This is a genomic window from Rhodoferax sp. ZS1R25 (assembly GCF_056521335.1).
The window spans coordinates 1902491-1918117 of record NZ_JBWMAZ010000001.1; the positions used below are offsets into that span (position 1 = coordinate 1902491).

Annotated in this window: 16 protein-coding genes; 8 read left to right on the forward strand and 8 right to left on the reverse strand. The window is 62.5% G+C overall.

Annotation, left to right across the window (positions count from 1 at the left end):
• Positions 1-42: 42 nt before the first annotated feature.
• Both coaBC and dut read left to right on the forward strand, forming a co-directional pair.
• Positions 43-1260 (forward strand): bifunctional phosphopantothenoylcysteine decarboxylase/phosphopantothenate--cysteine ligase CoaBC, encoded by a 1218-nt coding sequence (gene coaBC, locus AC097R_RS09105; RefSeq protein ID WP_479597758.1) that lies wholly within the window; start codon positions 43-45, stop codon positions 1258-1260.
• Positions 1261-1269: 9 nt separating this feature from the next.
• Positions 1270-1716: a dUTP diphosphatase gene (dut, locus tag AC097R_RS09110; RefSeq protein ID WP_479597759.1), complete on the forward strand. Its 447-nt coding sequence runs from the start codon at positions 1270-1272 to the stop codon at positions 1714-1716.
• Between the two features lie 121 nt (positions 1717-1837).
• Here the strand turns inward: dut and AC097R_RS09115 are convergent, their stop codons facing one another.
• On the reverse strand, positions 1838-2371 hold the full coding sequence (locus AC097R_RS09115; RefSeq protein WP_479597760.1) for an FKBP-type peptidyl-prolyl cis-trans isomerase: 534 nt from the start codon (positions 2369-2371) through the stop codon (positions 1838-1840).
• Between the two features lie 13 nt (positions 2372-2384).
• On the opposite strand from AC097R_RS09115, the gene AC097R_RS09120 reads away from it, so the two are divergent.
• From AC097R_RS09120 to AC097R_RS09130, 3 genes are all read left to right on the forward strand, one after another.
• Positions 2385-3521: a JmjC domain-containing protein gene (locus AC097R_RS09120; RefSeq protein WP_479597761.1), complete on the forward strand. Its 1137-nt coding sequence runs from the start codon at positions 2385-2387 to the stop codon at positions 3519-3521.
• Positions 3514-4011: a hypothetical protein gene (locus tag AC097R_RS09125; RefSeq protein WP_479597762.1), complete on the forward strand. Its 498-nt coding sequence runs from the start codon at positions 3514-3516 to the stop codon at positions 4009-4011. Before AC097R_RS09120 ends, AC097R_RS09125 begins: the two co-directional genes overlap by 8 nt.
• Before the next feature lie 155 nt (positions 4012-4166).
• On the forward strand, positions 4167-4352 hold the full coding sequence (locus AC097R_RS09130; protein ID WP_479597763.1) for a hypothetical protein: 186 nt from the start codon (positions 4167-4169) through the stop codon (positions 4350-4352).
• Between the two features lie 76 nt (positions 4353-4428).
• On the opposite strand, the gene bamC is transcribed toward AC097R_RS09130, so the two are convergent.
• Genes bamC through AC097R_RS09160 form a run of 6 tightly spaced genes read right to left on the reverse strand, consistent with a single transcriptional unit; the run spans position 4429 to position 9217 of the window.
• Positions 4429-5511 (reverse strand): outer membrane protein assembly factor BamC, encoded by a 1083-nt coding sequence (bamC, locus tag AC097R_RS09135; RefSeq protein ID WP_479597764.1) that lies wholly within the window; start codon positions 5509-5511, stop codon positions 4429-4431.
• A gap of 26 nt (positions 5512-5537) precedes the next feature.
• On the reverse strand, positions 5538-6431 hold the full coding sequence (gene dapA / locus AC097R_RS09140) for a 4-hydroxy-tetrahydrodipicolinate synthase (RefSeq protein ID WP_479597765.1): 894 nt from the start codon (positions 6429-6431) through the stop codon (positions 5538-5540).
• 34 nt (positions 6432-6465) lie between these two features.
• Positions 6466-7044, reverse strand: a complete 579-nt coding sequence (locus tag AC097R_RS09145; protein ID WP_479597766.1) for a class I SAM-dependent methyltransferase — start codon at positions 7042-7044, stop codon at positions 6466-6468.
• A complete protein-coding gene (locus AC097R_RS09150; RefSeq protein ID WP_479598115.1) occupies positions 7041-7853 on the reverse strand; it encodes an SDR family oxidoreductase in 813 nt (270 codons plus the stop codon). The genes AC097R_RS09145 and AC097R_RS09150 overlap by 4 nt, the downstream gene beginning before the upstream one ends.
• A 22-nt stretch (positions 7854-7875) precedes the next feature.
• Positions 7876-8001: a hypothetical protein gene (locus AC097R_RS09155; RefSeq protein WP_479597767.1), complete on the reverse strand. Its 126-nt coding sequence runs from the start codon at positions 7999-8001 to the stop codon at positions 7876-7878.
• Position 8002: 1 nt separating this feature from the next.
• On the reverse strand, positions 8003-9217 hold the full coding sequence (locus AC097R_RS09160; RefSeq protein ID WP_479597768.1) for an MFS transporter: 1215 nt from the start codon (positions 9215-9217) through the stop codon (positions 8003-8005).
• A gap of 125 nt (positions 9218-9342) precedes the next feature.
• Between AC097R_RS09160 and AC097R_RS09165 the strand changes: the two genes are divergently transcribed.
• Genes AC097R_RS09165 through parC form a run of 3 tightly spaced genes read left to right on the forward strand, consistent with a single transcriptional unit; the run spans position 9343 to position 14582 of the window.
• Positions 9343-11313 carry a DNA topoisomerase IV subunit B gene (locus tag AC097R_RS09165; protein ID WP_479597769.1) on the forward strand — a complete coding sequence of 657 codons (1971 nt, stop codon included), beginning with the start codon at positions 9343-9345 and terminating at the stop codon, positions 11311-11313.
• 5 nt (positions 11314-11318) lie between these two features.
• On the forward strand, positions 11319-12188 hold the full coding sequence (locus tag AC097R_RS09170) for a lytic transglycosylase domain-containing protein (protein WP_479597770.1): 870 nt from the start codon (positions 11319-11321) through the stop codon (positions 12186-12188).
• A gap of 6 nt (positions 12189-12194) precedes the next feature.
• Positions 12195-14582: a DNA topoisomerase IV subunit A gene (gene parC / locus AC097R_RS09175; RefSeq protein ID WP_479597771.1), complete on the forward strand. Its 2388-nt coding sequence runs from the start codon at positions 12195-12197 to the stop codon at positions 14580-14582.
• 69 nt (positions 14583-14651) lie between these two features.
• Here the strand turns inward: parC and AC097R_RS09180 are convergent, their stop codons facing one another.
• On the reverse strand, positions 14652-15614 hold the full coding sequence (locus tag AC097R_RS09180; protein WP_479597772.1) for a LysR family transcriptional regulator: 963 nt from the start codon (positions 15612-15614) through the stop codon (positions 14652-14654).
• Positions 15615-15627 lie beyond the last annotated feature (13 nt).

Below are 15627 nucleotides of genomic sequence, written 5' to 3' on the forward strand. Positions count from 1 at the left end.
AGGCGTCTGCTACATTGCGGTCCTCGGCTCTAGAGGCACTCCATGGATTTATCTGGCAAACACATTGTTCTGGGGCTTACCGGCGGCATCGCTTGCTACAAGGCGGCTGAGCTCTGCCGTGGGTTGATCAAGCAGGGCGCCACGGTGCAGGTCGTGATGACCGATGCGGCCGCGCAGTTCATCACCCCGGTGACCATGCAGGCGCTGAGCAACCGCCCGGTGTACGACTCGCAGTGGGACGCGCGTGAGCGCAACAACATGCCCCACATCAACCTGAGTCGCGAGGCTGACGCCATCCTGATTGCGCCTTGCAGCGCCGATTTCATGGCCAAGCTGTTGCATGGCCGTGCGGATGATTTACTGAGCCTGATGTGCCTGGCCCGTCCCATGGATTCTGTGCCCCTGTTGATCGCCCCTGCCATGAACCGCGAGATGTGGGCGCACCCCGCTACCCAGCGCAACCTGGCGCAATTGCAGGCGGATGGGGCTACGCTGCTGGGCGTGGGGTCCGGGTTTCAAGCCTGCGGCGAGACCGGCGACGGTCGCATGCTTGAGCCGCAGGAGCTTCTGGAGGACGTGATCGCCTTCTTCCAGCCCAAGGTGCTGGCCGGCCAGCACGTGTTGGTGACCGCAGGCCCCACGTTTGAGGCGATTGACCCCGTACGCGGCATCACCAACCTCTCCAGCGGCAAGATGGGCTTTGCCATTGCCCGCGCAGCGCGTGAAGCCGGCGCTGAGGTCACGCTGGTCGCGGGGCCCGTGGCCTTGCCGACGCCGCGCGGTGTGCAGCGTGTAGATGTGAAATCTGCACAAAATATGCATGCGGCCGCCGTGGAATATGCGCCAGTAGCTACTATTTTTATAGCAACGGCCGCCGTGGCCGACTGGCGTCCCGCGCAGATTTCGGATCAAAAAATCAAGAAAGATGGCTCGGGCAACACGCCGCAGCTGGGCTTTGTTGAAAACGTGGACATCCTCGCGGAAATTGCCCGTTCACCGCGCGCTACCAGCGGTGCGCTGTTCTGCGTCGGCTTTGCAGCCGAGAGCCATGACCTGCTGGCACATGCCACGGCCAAGCGGGCGCGCAAGGGCGTGCCGCTGCTGGTCGGTAACATCGGCCCCGCCACCTTTGGGCAAGACGACAACGCGCTGCTGCTGGTCGATGCCCATGGTGCCCAAGAACTTCCCCGCAACTCCAAACTCGCGTTGGCTAGGCAACTGGTTGCAGAGATTGCCAAGCGCCAACGTGCCACCCACTGAACCTATCCCATGAAAATTGACGTCAAGATCCTCGACAGCCGCCTGCATGACAACCTGCCCACCTATGCCACGCCTGGTAGCGCAGGGCTGGATTTGCGCGCCTGCCTGGACGCACCACTGACCCTGGCGCCCAATGCTTGGCAACTGGTTCCCACCGGCATGGCGATTTACCTGGAGGATCCGGCTTACGCTGCGCTGATCCTGCCGCGCTCGGGCCTGGGCCACAAGCATGGCATTGTGCTGGGCAATCTGGTGGGCCTGATCGACAGTGATTACCAGGGCCAGCTGATGGTCAGTGCCTGGAATCGCAGCGCCGTGGAATTCACCATCCAGCCCATGGAACGCATTGCGCAACTCATGATCGTGCCGGTGGTGCAGGCGCAGTTCAATGTGGTGTCGGAGTTTCCCGCATCACAGCGTGGCGAAGGCGGCTACGGCTCGACCGGGAAAAATTGACCCCCCTGTTGGGACTCACTGCGTGTAGTCCCCTCTCCCCCGGAAGGGGACAACCCCATCGGCCCGGCAAAGCCGGTTCCGCGGGGTTCCTGAGCTAAGACACTGCGAGCAGATGCGACCGCTAGTGCAATGTGTCGCTGCCGGGGGCGGAGGCGTGAACTGGCTGAATGCGGAAAAAACCGGTGCCAGCGGTGCCGCGGCCAATTTCTTCCTCGGTGGCTTCGCGCACCGATTCCACTTTCAGGCTGATGCGAATGGCGATGCCCGCCAGCGGGTGGTTGCCGTCCAGCACCACGTGCTCGGGGTAAATGTCAGTGATGGTGTAGAGCGCGTCTTTGGGCGCGTCCGGGTTGCAGCCTGCTGGCAGCGCGTGGCCTTCCATGGTCAGGCCTTCTTGCAGTTCCGCGGGGAAGAGGGCGCGTGGCTCCAGAAATAGCAGTTGGTCATTGAAATCACCAAACGCCTGTTCGGGCTCAATCTGCAGGTCCAAGGCCTCGCCTGCCACGTGGCCTTGCAGCGCCGCTTCAATGGGGGGCAGGAGGTCATGACCGCCCAGTAAAAATTCCACCGGCTCGTCCAAAACGTCCAGTTCTTCGCCCAAAGTGTCTTTCAGCGTCCAGGTGAGGGCAACGACGCATTGTTGAGTAATTTCCATGCAGAATTGTCCCATGAACATCCAAGAACCCTTGCAACTCCTGGGCGGTTTGTCGCCACAAACCTTTATGCAACGCCACTGGCAGAAGAAGCCGCTGGTCATCCGCCAGGCGATCCCGGGCTTTCGGCCGTTGCTGGACCGTCCCGAGCTGCTGGACTTGGCCGCGCAAGAAGATGTGGAGTCGCGGTTGGTGGTGCAGGCGTCTGCCAAAGACGCGGCGGATTGGCGCTTCAAGCACGGCCCGTTCGCGCGCAAAGCGCTGCCGCCCTTTAAGCAAGCCGGGTGGACCCTGTTGGTGCAGGGGGTGGATCTGCATGACGAGCGCGTGCACGCGCTGATCAACCAGTTTCGATTTGTGCCCGATGCGCGCCTGGACGATGTGATGATCAGCTACGCCAGCGATGGCGGTGGCGTGGGACCGCACTTTGACAGCTATGACGTGTTTTTGTTGCAAGCCCATGGCCGTCGACGCTGGCGCATTGGCCGCCAGAAAGACCTGAGCTTGCAGCCCGATATCCCGCTCAAAATTTTGGCGAATTTTGAGCCCGAAGAAGAGTTTGTGTTGGAGCCCGGGGACATGCTGTACCTGCCACCCAAGTACGCGCATGATGGTGTGGCTGAAGGCGAATGCATGACCTATTCCATTGGCTTTCGCTCGCCAGACCGCGCTGAGCTTGCGCAGGAGATTTTGCAGCGGCTGGCAGAGCAGGCCATGGATGAGGTTGCTCCCAGCCTGTACCGTGATCCCAAACAGGATGCGGTGGCCCATAGCGGTGCCATGCCTGCGCCGCTACTGGACTTTGCCCAGGAAGCTTTGCGCGCAGCCCTGCAAGACCCCAAGGCCGTGGCCCGCGCCTTGGGCGAGTACCTGAGTGAACCCAAGGCCCAGGTGTGGTTTGACGGCGGCGATGGCGATGGCGACGTGCAGGGCGCGGTACGCCTGGACCGCAAAACCCGCATGCTGTACGACACAGACCACGTGTTCATCAATGGTGAGAGTTTCAATGCGTCGGGCAAAGATGCCCAGTTCATGCAGCAGTTGGCGAACACGCGAGGCTTGAGCGCCGCAGAGGTCAAACGCCTGAGTGCGGGCGCACGTGCGTTGGTGGAAGACTGGTGCGGCTCCGGCTGGTTGCATCCCGATGACTGACGCCACTTCACCCCTGTTGAACGGTCCCTTCTCGGGACCCTCCGAATTCACGCAAATGGTGCGCGATGCACTGGCGTGCGCCGCGCACGAGGGCTGGCTCACCATGGTCTGGAGCGATGCGGATTTCAATGACTGGCCGCTGCGGGAAAAGGCGGTGGTCGAGTCTTTGCATGCCTGGTCGCGCAAAGGCGGACGCTTGACGCTGCTGGCACGCAGCTACGATGGGGTTCAGCGCAACCAGCACCGGTTTGTGCAATGGCGCGGGCTGTGGGACCACCTCATTGACTGCCGGGTGTGCAAGCATCTGGACGCCAGTGAATTCCCCAGCGCCTTGTGGAGCCCTGCATGGGCCATGCGCCGCCTGGACGTGACGCGTAGCGTGGGGGTGGCAGGTACGGAACCGCAACGCAGAGTGCTGCTGTGCGAGGAACTGGAAGAGTGCCGCAGGCAAAGTTCGCCCGGTTTTCCTGCCACTATTTTGGGCCTGTAAACGGGGCAAGAGGGTTTACCCGCGGGCACCATTTTGGGTCTTGTATAATTTACAACTCTGGTGAAAAGAGATCGAACGCTTTTTGTCAGGGCTGGCCAGCTTGCTGGTTAGACAATTTCCGGAAATTGTTTCGTTAACTCACTTAGTTTTTAAAAATGAACAAATCTCTCGTTTTGGCAGCCGTGATCGCTGCCGCTGCCCTGGCTGCTTGCGGTAAAAAAGAAGAAGCTCCTGCTGCTGCTGCCGCAGCTGCTGCTCCTGCACCCGCTGCAGCGCCTGCTGCTGAAGCTCCTGCTGCTGCTGCTGCAGCCGCTGCTGCTTCCGAGCCAGCCAAGCAGTAATCTGCTTGCAGAGAAAAAAACCACCGCAAGGTGGTTTTTTTTCGTCCCTGTACTGCCAAAGGCAGCACAGATGAATTTACTTGATGTCGTCCGCGATGACCTTGACGATGCGCTGTGCGACGGCAGATGTTTCGGCTGCTCCAGTGGCGTCCAGCACATTCACGGTGGAACTTTCACCTTGGCTTCGCACGGCGATCTGGTACTTGGCAGGCGGCGCGGCTTTGCCAGAACCGCTGAACAGCTTGCTGAAGAAGCCAGGTTCGGAGTTCTCCGAAGTGGCTGCCACGTAGCGCACAAAGTAAATCCCCTGTTTGCGGTCCCGGTCTTCCACGGTGAAACCGGTGCGGTCCAACGCCAGACCGACCCGGCGCCAGGCGCGGTCAAATCCTTCTTCCAGCAAGACAGCGGGTTGGCCGTTCACGGTGCTCACGGTGGCCGTGGGCTTGCTCGTGCTGGCCGCTACCTGTGCTTTGGCCTGCTCCGGCGTCATGCCGAGCTTGACCATCAGGCGGCGCAAGAATTCCGCTTCCAGCTCAGGATCCGCTGGACGTGGTTGCCACACGGTTTGTTTTTCGCCATTGGTGGTGTACACCTCCAGCATGCCGCGGTGGCTGATGAAGATCTCGGTGTTGCCATTCGCATCCCGCTCCAAACGGGTGCGGAACTTGTCACGCTCCGGCGTGGAGTACAGCGAATCCAGCAGTTTGCCCAATGCGGCACGAATCATGTCCTGCGGGATCTTGGCGCGGTTTTCGGCCCAGTCGGTTTCCATGATGCCCAGGTTGCTTTGGTCCATGGCCAGCAGAAAGCCGTTTTCCAGCCAAAAGTCTTTCACGGGTTCCCACAGTTTTTCCGCCGGGCGGTTGACCACCAGCCAGCGTTGGTTGCCCGCACGCTCAACCCGCACATCGCCCACGGCCAGCGCCGCAATGGGCGCCTTGCTGGTGGCCGCTTGGTTGGCCTGGTAGCCCGAGGCCGATACGGCGCCACCGACCATGGTGTAGCGGGTGTCCTTGGACAACTGGGTCAAATCGGGGGGGATGTCCAGCGACGGCGCTTTGCCGGTGCTGCGGTAATCAACCTTGTCGGATTCCAGGGCCGAGCAGCCCCCCAGCGCGACGGCCGCAGCCAGCAGAAAAACTTTGGAAGTGGAATTCACGAATGTCCTAGAACGGTAAGGGGGACTTAGATCAGTCCGGCGGCTTTGAGTACCTTCTCAACGACAGGCTGGTTGGCCGCGGTGAGTTGGGTCAAAGGCAGGCGCAGGGCCTGCTTGGAAAGGCCCATGCGGGCCACGGCCCACTTCACGGGGATGGGATTGGATTCGACAAACAGTGCCTTGTGCAGGGGCAGCAGTTGCAGCTGGATTTCCATGGCACGGGCCACATTGCCAGCAATCGCGGCCACGCACAGCTCGTGCATCAGGCGGGGCGCCACGTTAGCGGTCACGCTCACGTTGCCATGGCCGCCGCACAGCATCAGCGCCACGGCGGTGGGGTCGTCACCCGAGTAGATGGAGAAGCCCTTGGGCGCTTCCTTGATCAGCCACTGGGCGCGCTCGATGTTACCGGTGGCTTCCTTGATGCCCACAATACCAGGCACTTCTGCCAGGCGTAGCACGGTGTCGTGCGCCATATCGGCCACAGATCGGCCGGGCACGTTGTACAGCACCACAGGCAGGTCCACGGATTCGGCAATCGCCTTGAAGTGTTGGAACTGGCCTTCCTGGGTTGGCTTGTTGTAGTAGGGCACGACCTGCAGCTGGCAGTCGGCGCCCACGCCCTTGGCAAACTTGGCCAAGGCAATGGCTTCGCGCGTGGAGTTGCCACCGCAGCCGGCCATGATGGGTACGCGACCAGCCGCCTGCTCCACTGACACGCGGATGATTTCGCAATGCTCTTCCACGCTGACGGTGGGGGACTCGCCCGTGGTGCCAACCACGCCAATGCAGTCAGTGCCTTCGGCGATGTGCCAGTCGATCAACTTGCGCAACGCGGGGTAGTCCACGGAGCCATCGTCGAGCATCGGGGTAATGAGGGCTACGATGCTGCCCCGGATCGGACCTTTAGAAGCGTTCATGTCGAGTGGATTGTTCGGTAAACGGGCATTTTAACTAGAGTGCATGCCGGGCTGGCACACCCCCGGATGTCGCGTGGGTAAAGACACGTACAGCGGCGATACGTTGTACGAAGCGGGGTGGCTGGTCGAGGTAGCCGTTTTCATAGGCCACCACCTGCAAACCCGCACAGGCGCTGAGCAATTCGCCGGGCTTGAGCAGGAAGTCGGGTCGGCTCGGCCGGCCCACGGTTTCGTTGCCAGCGGCAAAGGTCTCGTACAGCAGCACGCCGCCGGGCGCCACGCTGGCCACTAGGGTGGGCAAGAGAGGGCGCCACAGGTAATTGGTGACCACAACGGCGCCAAACTGTTGGGGGTATTCGCCCTCTACCATCGGCCAGGGCGCATTTTCGATGTCCGCCTGGACCAGGGTGGATTGGGGAACGCGCTGCGCTGCGACTGCAATGTCGCGGTCTATGCCGGTCACGGCGTGGCTGCGGCGGTGAAACCATTCCAGGTGCCGTCCAGCGCCGCAGGCCACGTCCAGCACCTCGGCGCCCGGGGCCAGCAGATGGCTCCAGCGCTGGACCCAGGGGGAGGCCCTGAGGCTGCCGTGTTCCGCTGTCTCCGGCGTCATTGCGGCTTCACGTGATCTTTGAGGGCCGCCAGCGCCATCTTTTCCACCAGGCCAGGCAGCAGTAGCTTTACAAAGCGGCCCAGCTTGCCTTTGGTGGTCATTACCACCTCGCGTTCGCGCTGGGCCATGCCATCCAAAATCAGCCGCGCGCATTCTTCCACCGTCATCGCATCGTCCTCTTTCAAGCCGCTGGAGCCTGCGGCCTGGCCGGTCGCGTTCAGGCCGCGGCTGCGAATGTTGGTGAGCACCACGCCAGGGTAGGCGGTAGTCACGCTCACGCCCACGCCGCGCAGCTCCGTGCGCAGGGCCTCAAAGAAACCCGCCATGGCAAATTTGGACGCGCTGTAGGCGGTGCGCCCTGGCACGCCCACCAGCCCGGCCAGCGACGACACCGCCACGATATGGCCGCGGCTGGCTTTCAGGTGGGGCAGGGCCGCATGGGTGCACCACACGCTGCCCCAGAGGTTGACACGCATGAGCTGCTCGTACCAGCCCAGGTCTTCCGCCTTCACATCGCTGAACAAGGCCTGCGCAGAGATGCCCGCGTTGTTGATCAGCGCGTCGATACGCCCAAAGCGCTGTACGGTCTGCTCCACCAAGGCGCGGCATTGGGCCTCCACCGAGACATCGGTGGGCACCACCAGCACCTGGGCGCCTAGCTCCAGGCATTGCTGGGCCACGGCGTTCAGCAGGGCGGCGTTGCGCGCCGCCAGTACCAAAGCCGCTTTGGCCCCGTATTGGCGGGCCAGTTGGCGCGCCATTTCGGCGCCAATGCCATCAGAAGCGCCGGTGATGATGGTGGTGTTCAGGCGATTAGTCATGCGGGTTCCATCAAAAGCAGGCCCAGACTTGGTTGGCCAGCTGGACCAGAAAGTCAGGTTGGGTGTAGAGGTAAAACACCCCCAGCAGCGCAGCGGTAGCGGCACCCCAGAGGAGCAAACTGCGAGGTTTGCTCACGTCAATGCGCCAGCGCCGCGCGCTGGATGGGCGCCTCGCGCACTGGCAGGTTCACCAGCGCGGCCAACACGCCCAATGCGATGGCGATGTACCAGACGATGTCGTAGCTGCCGGTCTTGTCGTACAAAAAACCGCCCAGCCACACGCCCATGAACGAGCCGATCTGGTGGCTGAAGAACACAAAACCGCCCAGCATGGACAGGTGCGCCACGCCAAAGATCTGCGCCACCGTGGCATTGGTGGGGGGGATAGTCGATAGCCACAGCAGGCCCATGACGGAAGAAAACACATAGACGCTGGCGGGCGTCAGGGGCACCACCAGAAACACGCTGATGGCCACGGCACGCGCGAAATAGATAAAGGCCAAGATGTTCTTCTTGGGCATTTTTTGGCCCAGCACACCCGCCGCATAAGTGCCAAACACATTGAACAGGCCGATCAGCGCGAGCGCGTAGCTGGCCACTTGGGGCGACAGGCCCTTGTCTTTCAGGTAGCTGGGCATGTGCACGCCAATGAACACCACCTGGAAGCCACAGACAAAGTAGCCCGCCATCAGCAACTGGAAGCTGGGGTACTTGAAGGCCTCGCGCAGCGCCTGGACGATGGATTGTTCACGTTTGGGGGCGGTATTGCCCACGAAACTGGGTTCTTTCAAACCCCAGGCCAGCGGAATCATCAGCAACGAGGCCGCGCCCAGAATCACCAGCGCCTCTTGCCAGCCCATGTGGCCGATCAGAAAACCTTCGGTCGGCACCATCAAAAACTGTCCGAACGATCCCGCAGCGGCCGCCACCCCCATGGCCCAGGAGCGTTTGTCGGCCGACACATTGCGGCCAATCACGCCATAGATCACCGCATAGGTGGTGCCGGCCTGGGCCGTGCCAATCAGCACACCGCTGGCCAGGGTGAACAGCAGCGGAGTATTGGCATAGGCCATACCCACCAGCCCCAGCGCATAGAGCACCGACCCCACCAGGATCACGCGGAACGCCCCAAACCGGTCGGCCGCCATGCCGGCAAAGATGCCGGTCACACCCCAGGTCAGGTTTTGGATGGCGATGGCGAAGGCAAAGGTCTCGCGCGTCCAGCCCTGGGCCTGGGTGATGGGTTGCAGCCAGAGGCCAAAGCCATGGCGTATGCCCATGGACAGGGTGACGATGGTGGCGCCACAGGCCAAAACTTGAATGATGGAAAGCGGTTTGCTGGGTTGGGTCATGCGTGCACTGTAGCCAGTTTGCCGGGCGGTTGCTGAAGCGGCAGTGACAGATTGGGGGAATGTGTAGGCGGCGTTTCTGTATGTTTATACAGGTAATTCAATCCCCCGCACTACAATGGAAGGCTATGGCAGTGAAACCACCCCCCGAATATTCCGAAGCGTCGATCCGTGTGCTCAAGGGCCTGGAGCCTGTGAAACAGCGCCCGGGCATGTACACCCGCACCGACAACCCCTTGCACGTCATCCAGGAAGTGCTGGACAACGCCGCCGACGAGGCGCTGGCCGGGCACGGCAAAAAGATCAAGGTCACCTTGCACGCCGACGGCTCGGTGGGCATTGAAGACGATGGCCGTGGCATTCCCTTTGGCATGCACCCCGAAGAGAAGGCGCCCGTGATCGAGCTGGTGTACACCCGCTTGCATGCCGGCGGCAAATTCGACAAGGGCTCAGGCGGCGCCTACAGCTTCTCGGGTGGTCTGCACGGCGTGGGGGTGTCGGTCACCAACGCGCTGGGCAAGCGGCTGGAAGTCACCACCTACCGCGAGGGTTCGGTGGCGCACATCGTGTTCGAGGGCGGTGACGTGACCGAGGCCCTGCAAGTGCGCAAGGCTGGCGAGGGCGACCGCAAGCAGGGCACCACCGTGCGCGTCTGGCCCGACCCCAAGTATTTTGAATCTGCCGTGCTGCCCATGGGCGAACTAACCCACCTGCTGCGCAGCAAGGCCGTGCTGATGCCCGGCGTCAGCGTGACGCTGGTGAACGAGAAAACCAAGGACAGCCAGAACTGGCTTTACAAAGGCGGCCTCAAAGACTATTTGATGCAGACCCTGAATGGCGACCCCGTCATTCCGCTGTTCGACGGCGAAGGCTTTGCCGACAGCCAGAGCGACAACTTTGCGGAAGGCGAGGGCGCCAGCTGGTGCGTGGCCTTTACCGAAGACGGTGCGCCAGTGCGCGAGAGCTATGTGAACCTGATCCCCACCAGCGCCGGCGGTACGCATGAGAGCGGCCTGCGCGATGGCCTGTTCACCGCGGTGAAGAGCTTTATTGAGCTGCACAGCCTGCTGCCCAAGGGCGTGAAGCTGATGCCCGAAGACGTGTTCGCCCGCGCCAGCTACGTGCTCAGCGCCAAGGTGCTGGACCCGCAGTTTCAGGGCCAGATCAAGGAACGCCTGAATTCGCGTGACGCCGTGCGCCTGGTGTCCAGCTTTGTGCGCCCCACGCTCGAGCTGTGGCTGAACCAGCATGTGGACTATGGCAAAAAGCTGGCCGAGCTGGCCATCAAGGCCGCGCAGACGCGGCAAAAGGCCGGCCAGAAGGTCGAGAAGCGCAAGAGCAGCGGTGTGGCCGTGTTGCCCGGCAAGCTGACCGACTGCGAGAGCAAAGACATCGCCTACAACGAGGTGTTTCTGGTGGAGGGCGACTCCGCCGGCGGCAGCGCCAAGATGGGCCGCGACAAGGAAAACCAGGCCATCTTGCCGTTGCGCGGCAAAGTGCTCAACACCTGGGAGGTGGACCGCGACCGCCTGTTTGCCAACAACGAAATCCACGACATCTCGGTCGCCATTGGCGTGGACCCCCACGGCCCCAATGACACGCCCGACATGAGCGGCCTGCGCTACGGCAAGGTCTGTATCTTGTCGGACGCGGACGTGGACGGCTCGCACATCCAGGTGCTGCTGCTGACCCTGTTCTTCCGCCACTTCCCCAAGCTGATTGAAACCGGCCATGTGTTTGTGGCGCGCCCGCCGTTGTTCCGCGTGGATGCCCCGGCGCGTGGCAAAAAACCGGCTTCCAAGGCCTATGCGTTGGACGAAGGCGAACTCACCGCCATCCTGGACAAGCTGCGCAAGGAAGGCGTGCGCGAAGGCGCCTGGAGCATCAGCCGCTTCAAAGGCCTGGGCGAGATGAATGCCGAGCAGCTCTGGGACACCACGCTGAACCCCGACACCCGCCGCCTGCTACCCGTGGCGCTGGGCGCCATCGACTTTGGCGCGACCGAGGCGCTGATCACCAAACTCATGGGCAAGGGCGAGGCCGCGGCCCGGCGTGAGCTGATGGAGCTGCATGGCGATTCGGTGGAGATCGACGTCTGATTGCTATGAAATTAGTAGCTGCTTGCGCACTGTTGATGGGGGCTGTGGCCTCATTTCATGCCCGGGCGGATGTCTGGGTGTGGGTGGACGAGCAAGGCCGCAGCTACTTCTCTGACCAGCAGGTGGACGCGCGCTACACCTTGTTTTACCGTGCACCGGTGCAGCCTGCTGCCCCGGGAGACGCCGCGCCTGTGGCACCCGCAGCACCCGGCGTGAACCCCAAGCTGGCCGAGTTTTTCGAGTCCTCGCCGCGCTACCGCAAGATACAGCCCCTGCTCAAAGACGCCGCCGCGCGCTACCGGGTGGATTACGAGCTGCTGCAGGCCCTGGTGGCTGCCGAGTCTGGCTTTGACGCCGACGCCGTATCACCCAAGGGCGCCATTGGCCTCATGCAGGTGATGCCCGATACGGCGCGCCGCTTTGGTGTGGATGGCGATCGCCGGCGCTCGGTGGAGTCCAAGCTGACCGACCCCAAGACCAATATCAACCTGGGCACGCGTTACCTGCGGCTGCTGATGGACATGTTCCCCGGCAAGCTGGACCTGGCCCTGGCCTCGTACAACGCGGGCGAGGGCGCGGTGCAGCGCGCGGGCAACAAGGTGCCCAACTTCAAGGAAACCCAGAACTACGTGGTCACCGTGGGCGAGCTGTACACCGCGCTCAAACCCGTACCCGTGGCCCAGGTGAACAAGACGGCGTCTGGCCGTGTGAAAGCCACCTATGGCGAGGGCTACGTGATGGCCGGCGCCCGTGATCCTTATATTTTGAAAGCGCCCGGCGCGCAGGGCGTGGCCCTGGGCGGTGCCGTTGGCCGCGGCAACATGGTGGCGCCCCTGCAGCGCCCGCCTGAGCCGGACACCCGAATAGCTGACTGAAGAAACATGACTGACCAAACCACGCTTGATCTGATCCCCGACCCCGCCACCCCCGGCGATGACAGCGAACTGAACCTGGCCACCTACGCCCAGCGCGCCTACCTCGAATACGCCCTCTCCGTGGTCAAGGGCCGTGCGCTGCCCGATGTCTGCGACGGCTTGAAGCCGGTGCAGCGCCGTATTCTGTACAGCATGTCGCGCATGGGCCTGGGCTTTGGCGGGGCCAATGGCAACGCCGGTGCCAAGCCGGTGAAGAGCGCCCGTGTGGTGGGTGATGTGCTGGGCCGTTTCCACCCGCATGGCGACCAATCCGCCTACGACGCGCTGGTGCGCATGGCGCAAGACTTTTCGCAGCGCTATCCGCTGGTCGACGGGCAAGGAAACTTTGGATCGCGTGACGGTGACGGCGCCGCGGCCATGCGCTACACCGAAGCGCGCCTGGCCAAGATCACCACGCTGTTGCTCGAAGAAATCGACCAGGGCACGGTGGAGTTTCAGCCCAACTACGACGGTTCCACCGAAGAGCCCTGCCAGTTGCCCGCGCGCCTGCCGTTCAGTTTGCTCAACGGCGCCAGCGGCATTGCCGTGGGCCTGGCCACTGAAATCCCCAGCCACAACCTGCGCGAGATTGCCGATGCCTGTGTGGCGCTGATCAAGACGCCAGCGCTGGCCGATGCCGAGCTGTACACGCTGATCCCCGGCCCCGACTTTCCCGGTGGTGGCCAGATCATCAGCCCGGCGCAAGACATTGCAGATGCCTACCGCACCGGCCGTGGCAGCCTCAAGGTGCGTGCGCGCTGGAAGATTGAAGACCTGGCGCGCGGCCAGTGGCAGCTGGTGGTGACGGAGCTGCCGCCCGGCGTGAGCAGCCAGCGCGTGCTGGAAGAAATCGAAGAGCTGACCAACCCCAAGGTCAAAGCCGGCAAGAAGGCGCTGTCGCAAGAACAAACGCAGCTCAAGGCCAGCATCCTCAGCGTGCTGGACGTGGTGCGCGATGAATCGAACAAGGACGCCATGGTGCGCCTGGTGTTCGAGCCCAAGACCAGTCGCATTGAACAGCAAGAGCTCATCACCGCGCTCTTGGCCCATACCAGCCTGGAGACCTCCTCGCCCATCAACCTGACCATGGTGGGGCTGGACGGTCGGCCCACGCAAAAGTCGCTGCGCCAGATGCTCACCGAATGGATTGCATTCCGCCAGACCACGATTGAGAAACGCAGCCGCCACCGCCTGAACAAGGTGCTGGACCGCATCCATATTCTGGAAGGTCGGCAGACCGTTCTGCTGAACATCGACGAAGTGATCGCCATCATCCGCCAGTCGGACGAGCCCAAGGCCGCGCTGATCGAACGCTTCCGCCTCTCGGACCGCCAGGCCGAAGACATTCTCGAAATCCGCCTGCGCCAACTCGCGCGGCTGGAAGGCATCAAGATCGAGCAGGAGCTGGCCGAGCTGCGTGGCGAGCAGGGCAAGCTGGAAGAAATTCTGGGTAGCCCCGCCGCACTGCGCCGCCTGATGGTCAAGGAAATCGAAGCCGACGCCAAAGTATTTGCCGACCCGCGTCGCACGCTGATCCAGACCGAGAAAAAGGCCGTGGCCGAAGTCAAGGTGGTGGACGAACCGGTGACCGTGGTGATCAGTGAAAAAGGCTGGGTGCGTGCACGCACCGGCCACGGCCACGAGGCCTCCACCTTCGCCTTCAAGGCCGGGGATGGTCTGTACGGCACGTTTGAATGTCGCAGCGTGGACACGCTCTTGGTGTTTGGCTCCAACGGACGCATCTACTCGGTGGCCGTGTCGCTGCTGCCTGGCGGCCGTGGCGATGGCCAGCCGGTCACCACTCTGATCGAACTGGAAAGCGGCACGCAAATCCTGCATTACTTTGCTGGCCCATCCAACGCCATGCTGCTGCTGTCCAGCTCGGGCGGCTACGGCTTTATCGCCAGTGTGGACAACATGGTCTCCCGCCAGAAGGCTGGCAAGGCCTTTGTGGGGGTGGGCGAGGGCGAAACCCTGTGCGCCCCATCCCTGGTGGCCGGTGCGCAAGGCAAGGTCACCGTGGCCGGCACGGCTGCCGCCGTGGTGGCGCCCGCCACCCACGTGGCTTGCGCGTCCACGCTGGGCCGCATCCTCACATTTGAGATCTCCGAACTCAAGACCATGGAGAAGGGCGGGCGCGGCCTCATGCTCATCGACCTGGAAGCCAAAGACACGCTGGCTGGCGCTGCCGCCTACACGCGCAGCATCCGCATCGCCGGCATCGGCCGCGGCGGCAAGGAGCGCGATGAGACCCTGGAAATCCGCAGCCTCAACAACGCCCGCGCAGCGCGTGGACGCAAGGGCAAGGCGGCGGATTTGGGCTTCAAACCGTCAGGTATTACGCGGGTGGAGTGAGCGGGGACTGTGAAAGCGCTCCTGATTTAGGAGCTGCTTGCGCAGATTCCACGGGGGCTAGGAGCTTTTTTAGTTTGCAATTTTGCACTTGGCAAGCTCGCGTCCCCGCTCCAGCACAAAGTCACGAAATGCGCCGTTGACGCCGCTGAGGCTGGAGTCCCGGCGGTGGATCAGGCACCAGTCCAGGCGCTTGGGCATGTTTTCCATGTCCAGCACGGCGATTTTCCCGGACTCGATTTCCAGCTGGAAGGTGTGGGCCGACAGGAAGCTGATGCCCATGCCCGCCATCACGGCGTGTTTGACGGTTTCGTTGCCTGACAGCTCCATGGACACTTTCACTTGCAGTGACTGGGCTTGCAGGATGTGTTCGAAGAACTGGCGTGTGGCCGATCCTGGCTCCCGGAAGATAAATGGTTCATCACGCAGGGCATGCCAGCCAATGTTGCGTTGTTGTGCCAGCGGGTGTTCGGCTTGTGCCACCACGCAGTGCGGGTTTTCGGCAAAGGTCTCCGCTTCCACATCGGCTTCTGAGGGTGGGTAGCCCGCTATGGCCACATCCAGTTGGTGCTCTTGCAACATTGCCAGGATGTGTTCCCGCTTGTCCACCGTTAGCTTGAATTTCACCTGCGGCCAACTTTGCGCGAAGGTCATCAGCAATGCCGGAGCAAAGTAGTGCGCGGAAGACACCAGACCCAGGTGCAGCAGCCCACTTCTATTGGCCTCTGTCGGATGGAAGTCGCCAATGGCCTCTTCGGCCATGCGCACCTGGTTGAGGATGCGCCTGGCCTGCCGCAGCATCTCCTCACCCGCTTGGCTCAGCGTCACTTTTTTGCCGGTCTTGACCAGCAATTGCAGGTCGACTTCGCTCTCCAGCTGCTGCACCTGCATAGAGACTGCGGGCTGCGTCAGGCTCATGGCCTCTGCAGCGCGCGAGTAGTTCAAGTGGGTGGCGACCGCCTCAAACACCCGCAGCTGTCGCAGTGTCAGGTTCCTGAGGAGGCCGCGCTTTTCTACTGTACCTGGATGTCCCACGTTTGACCGGCAG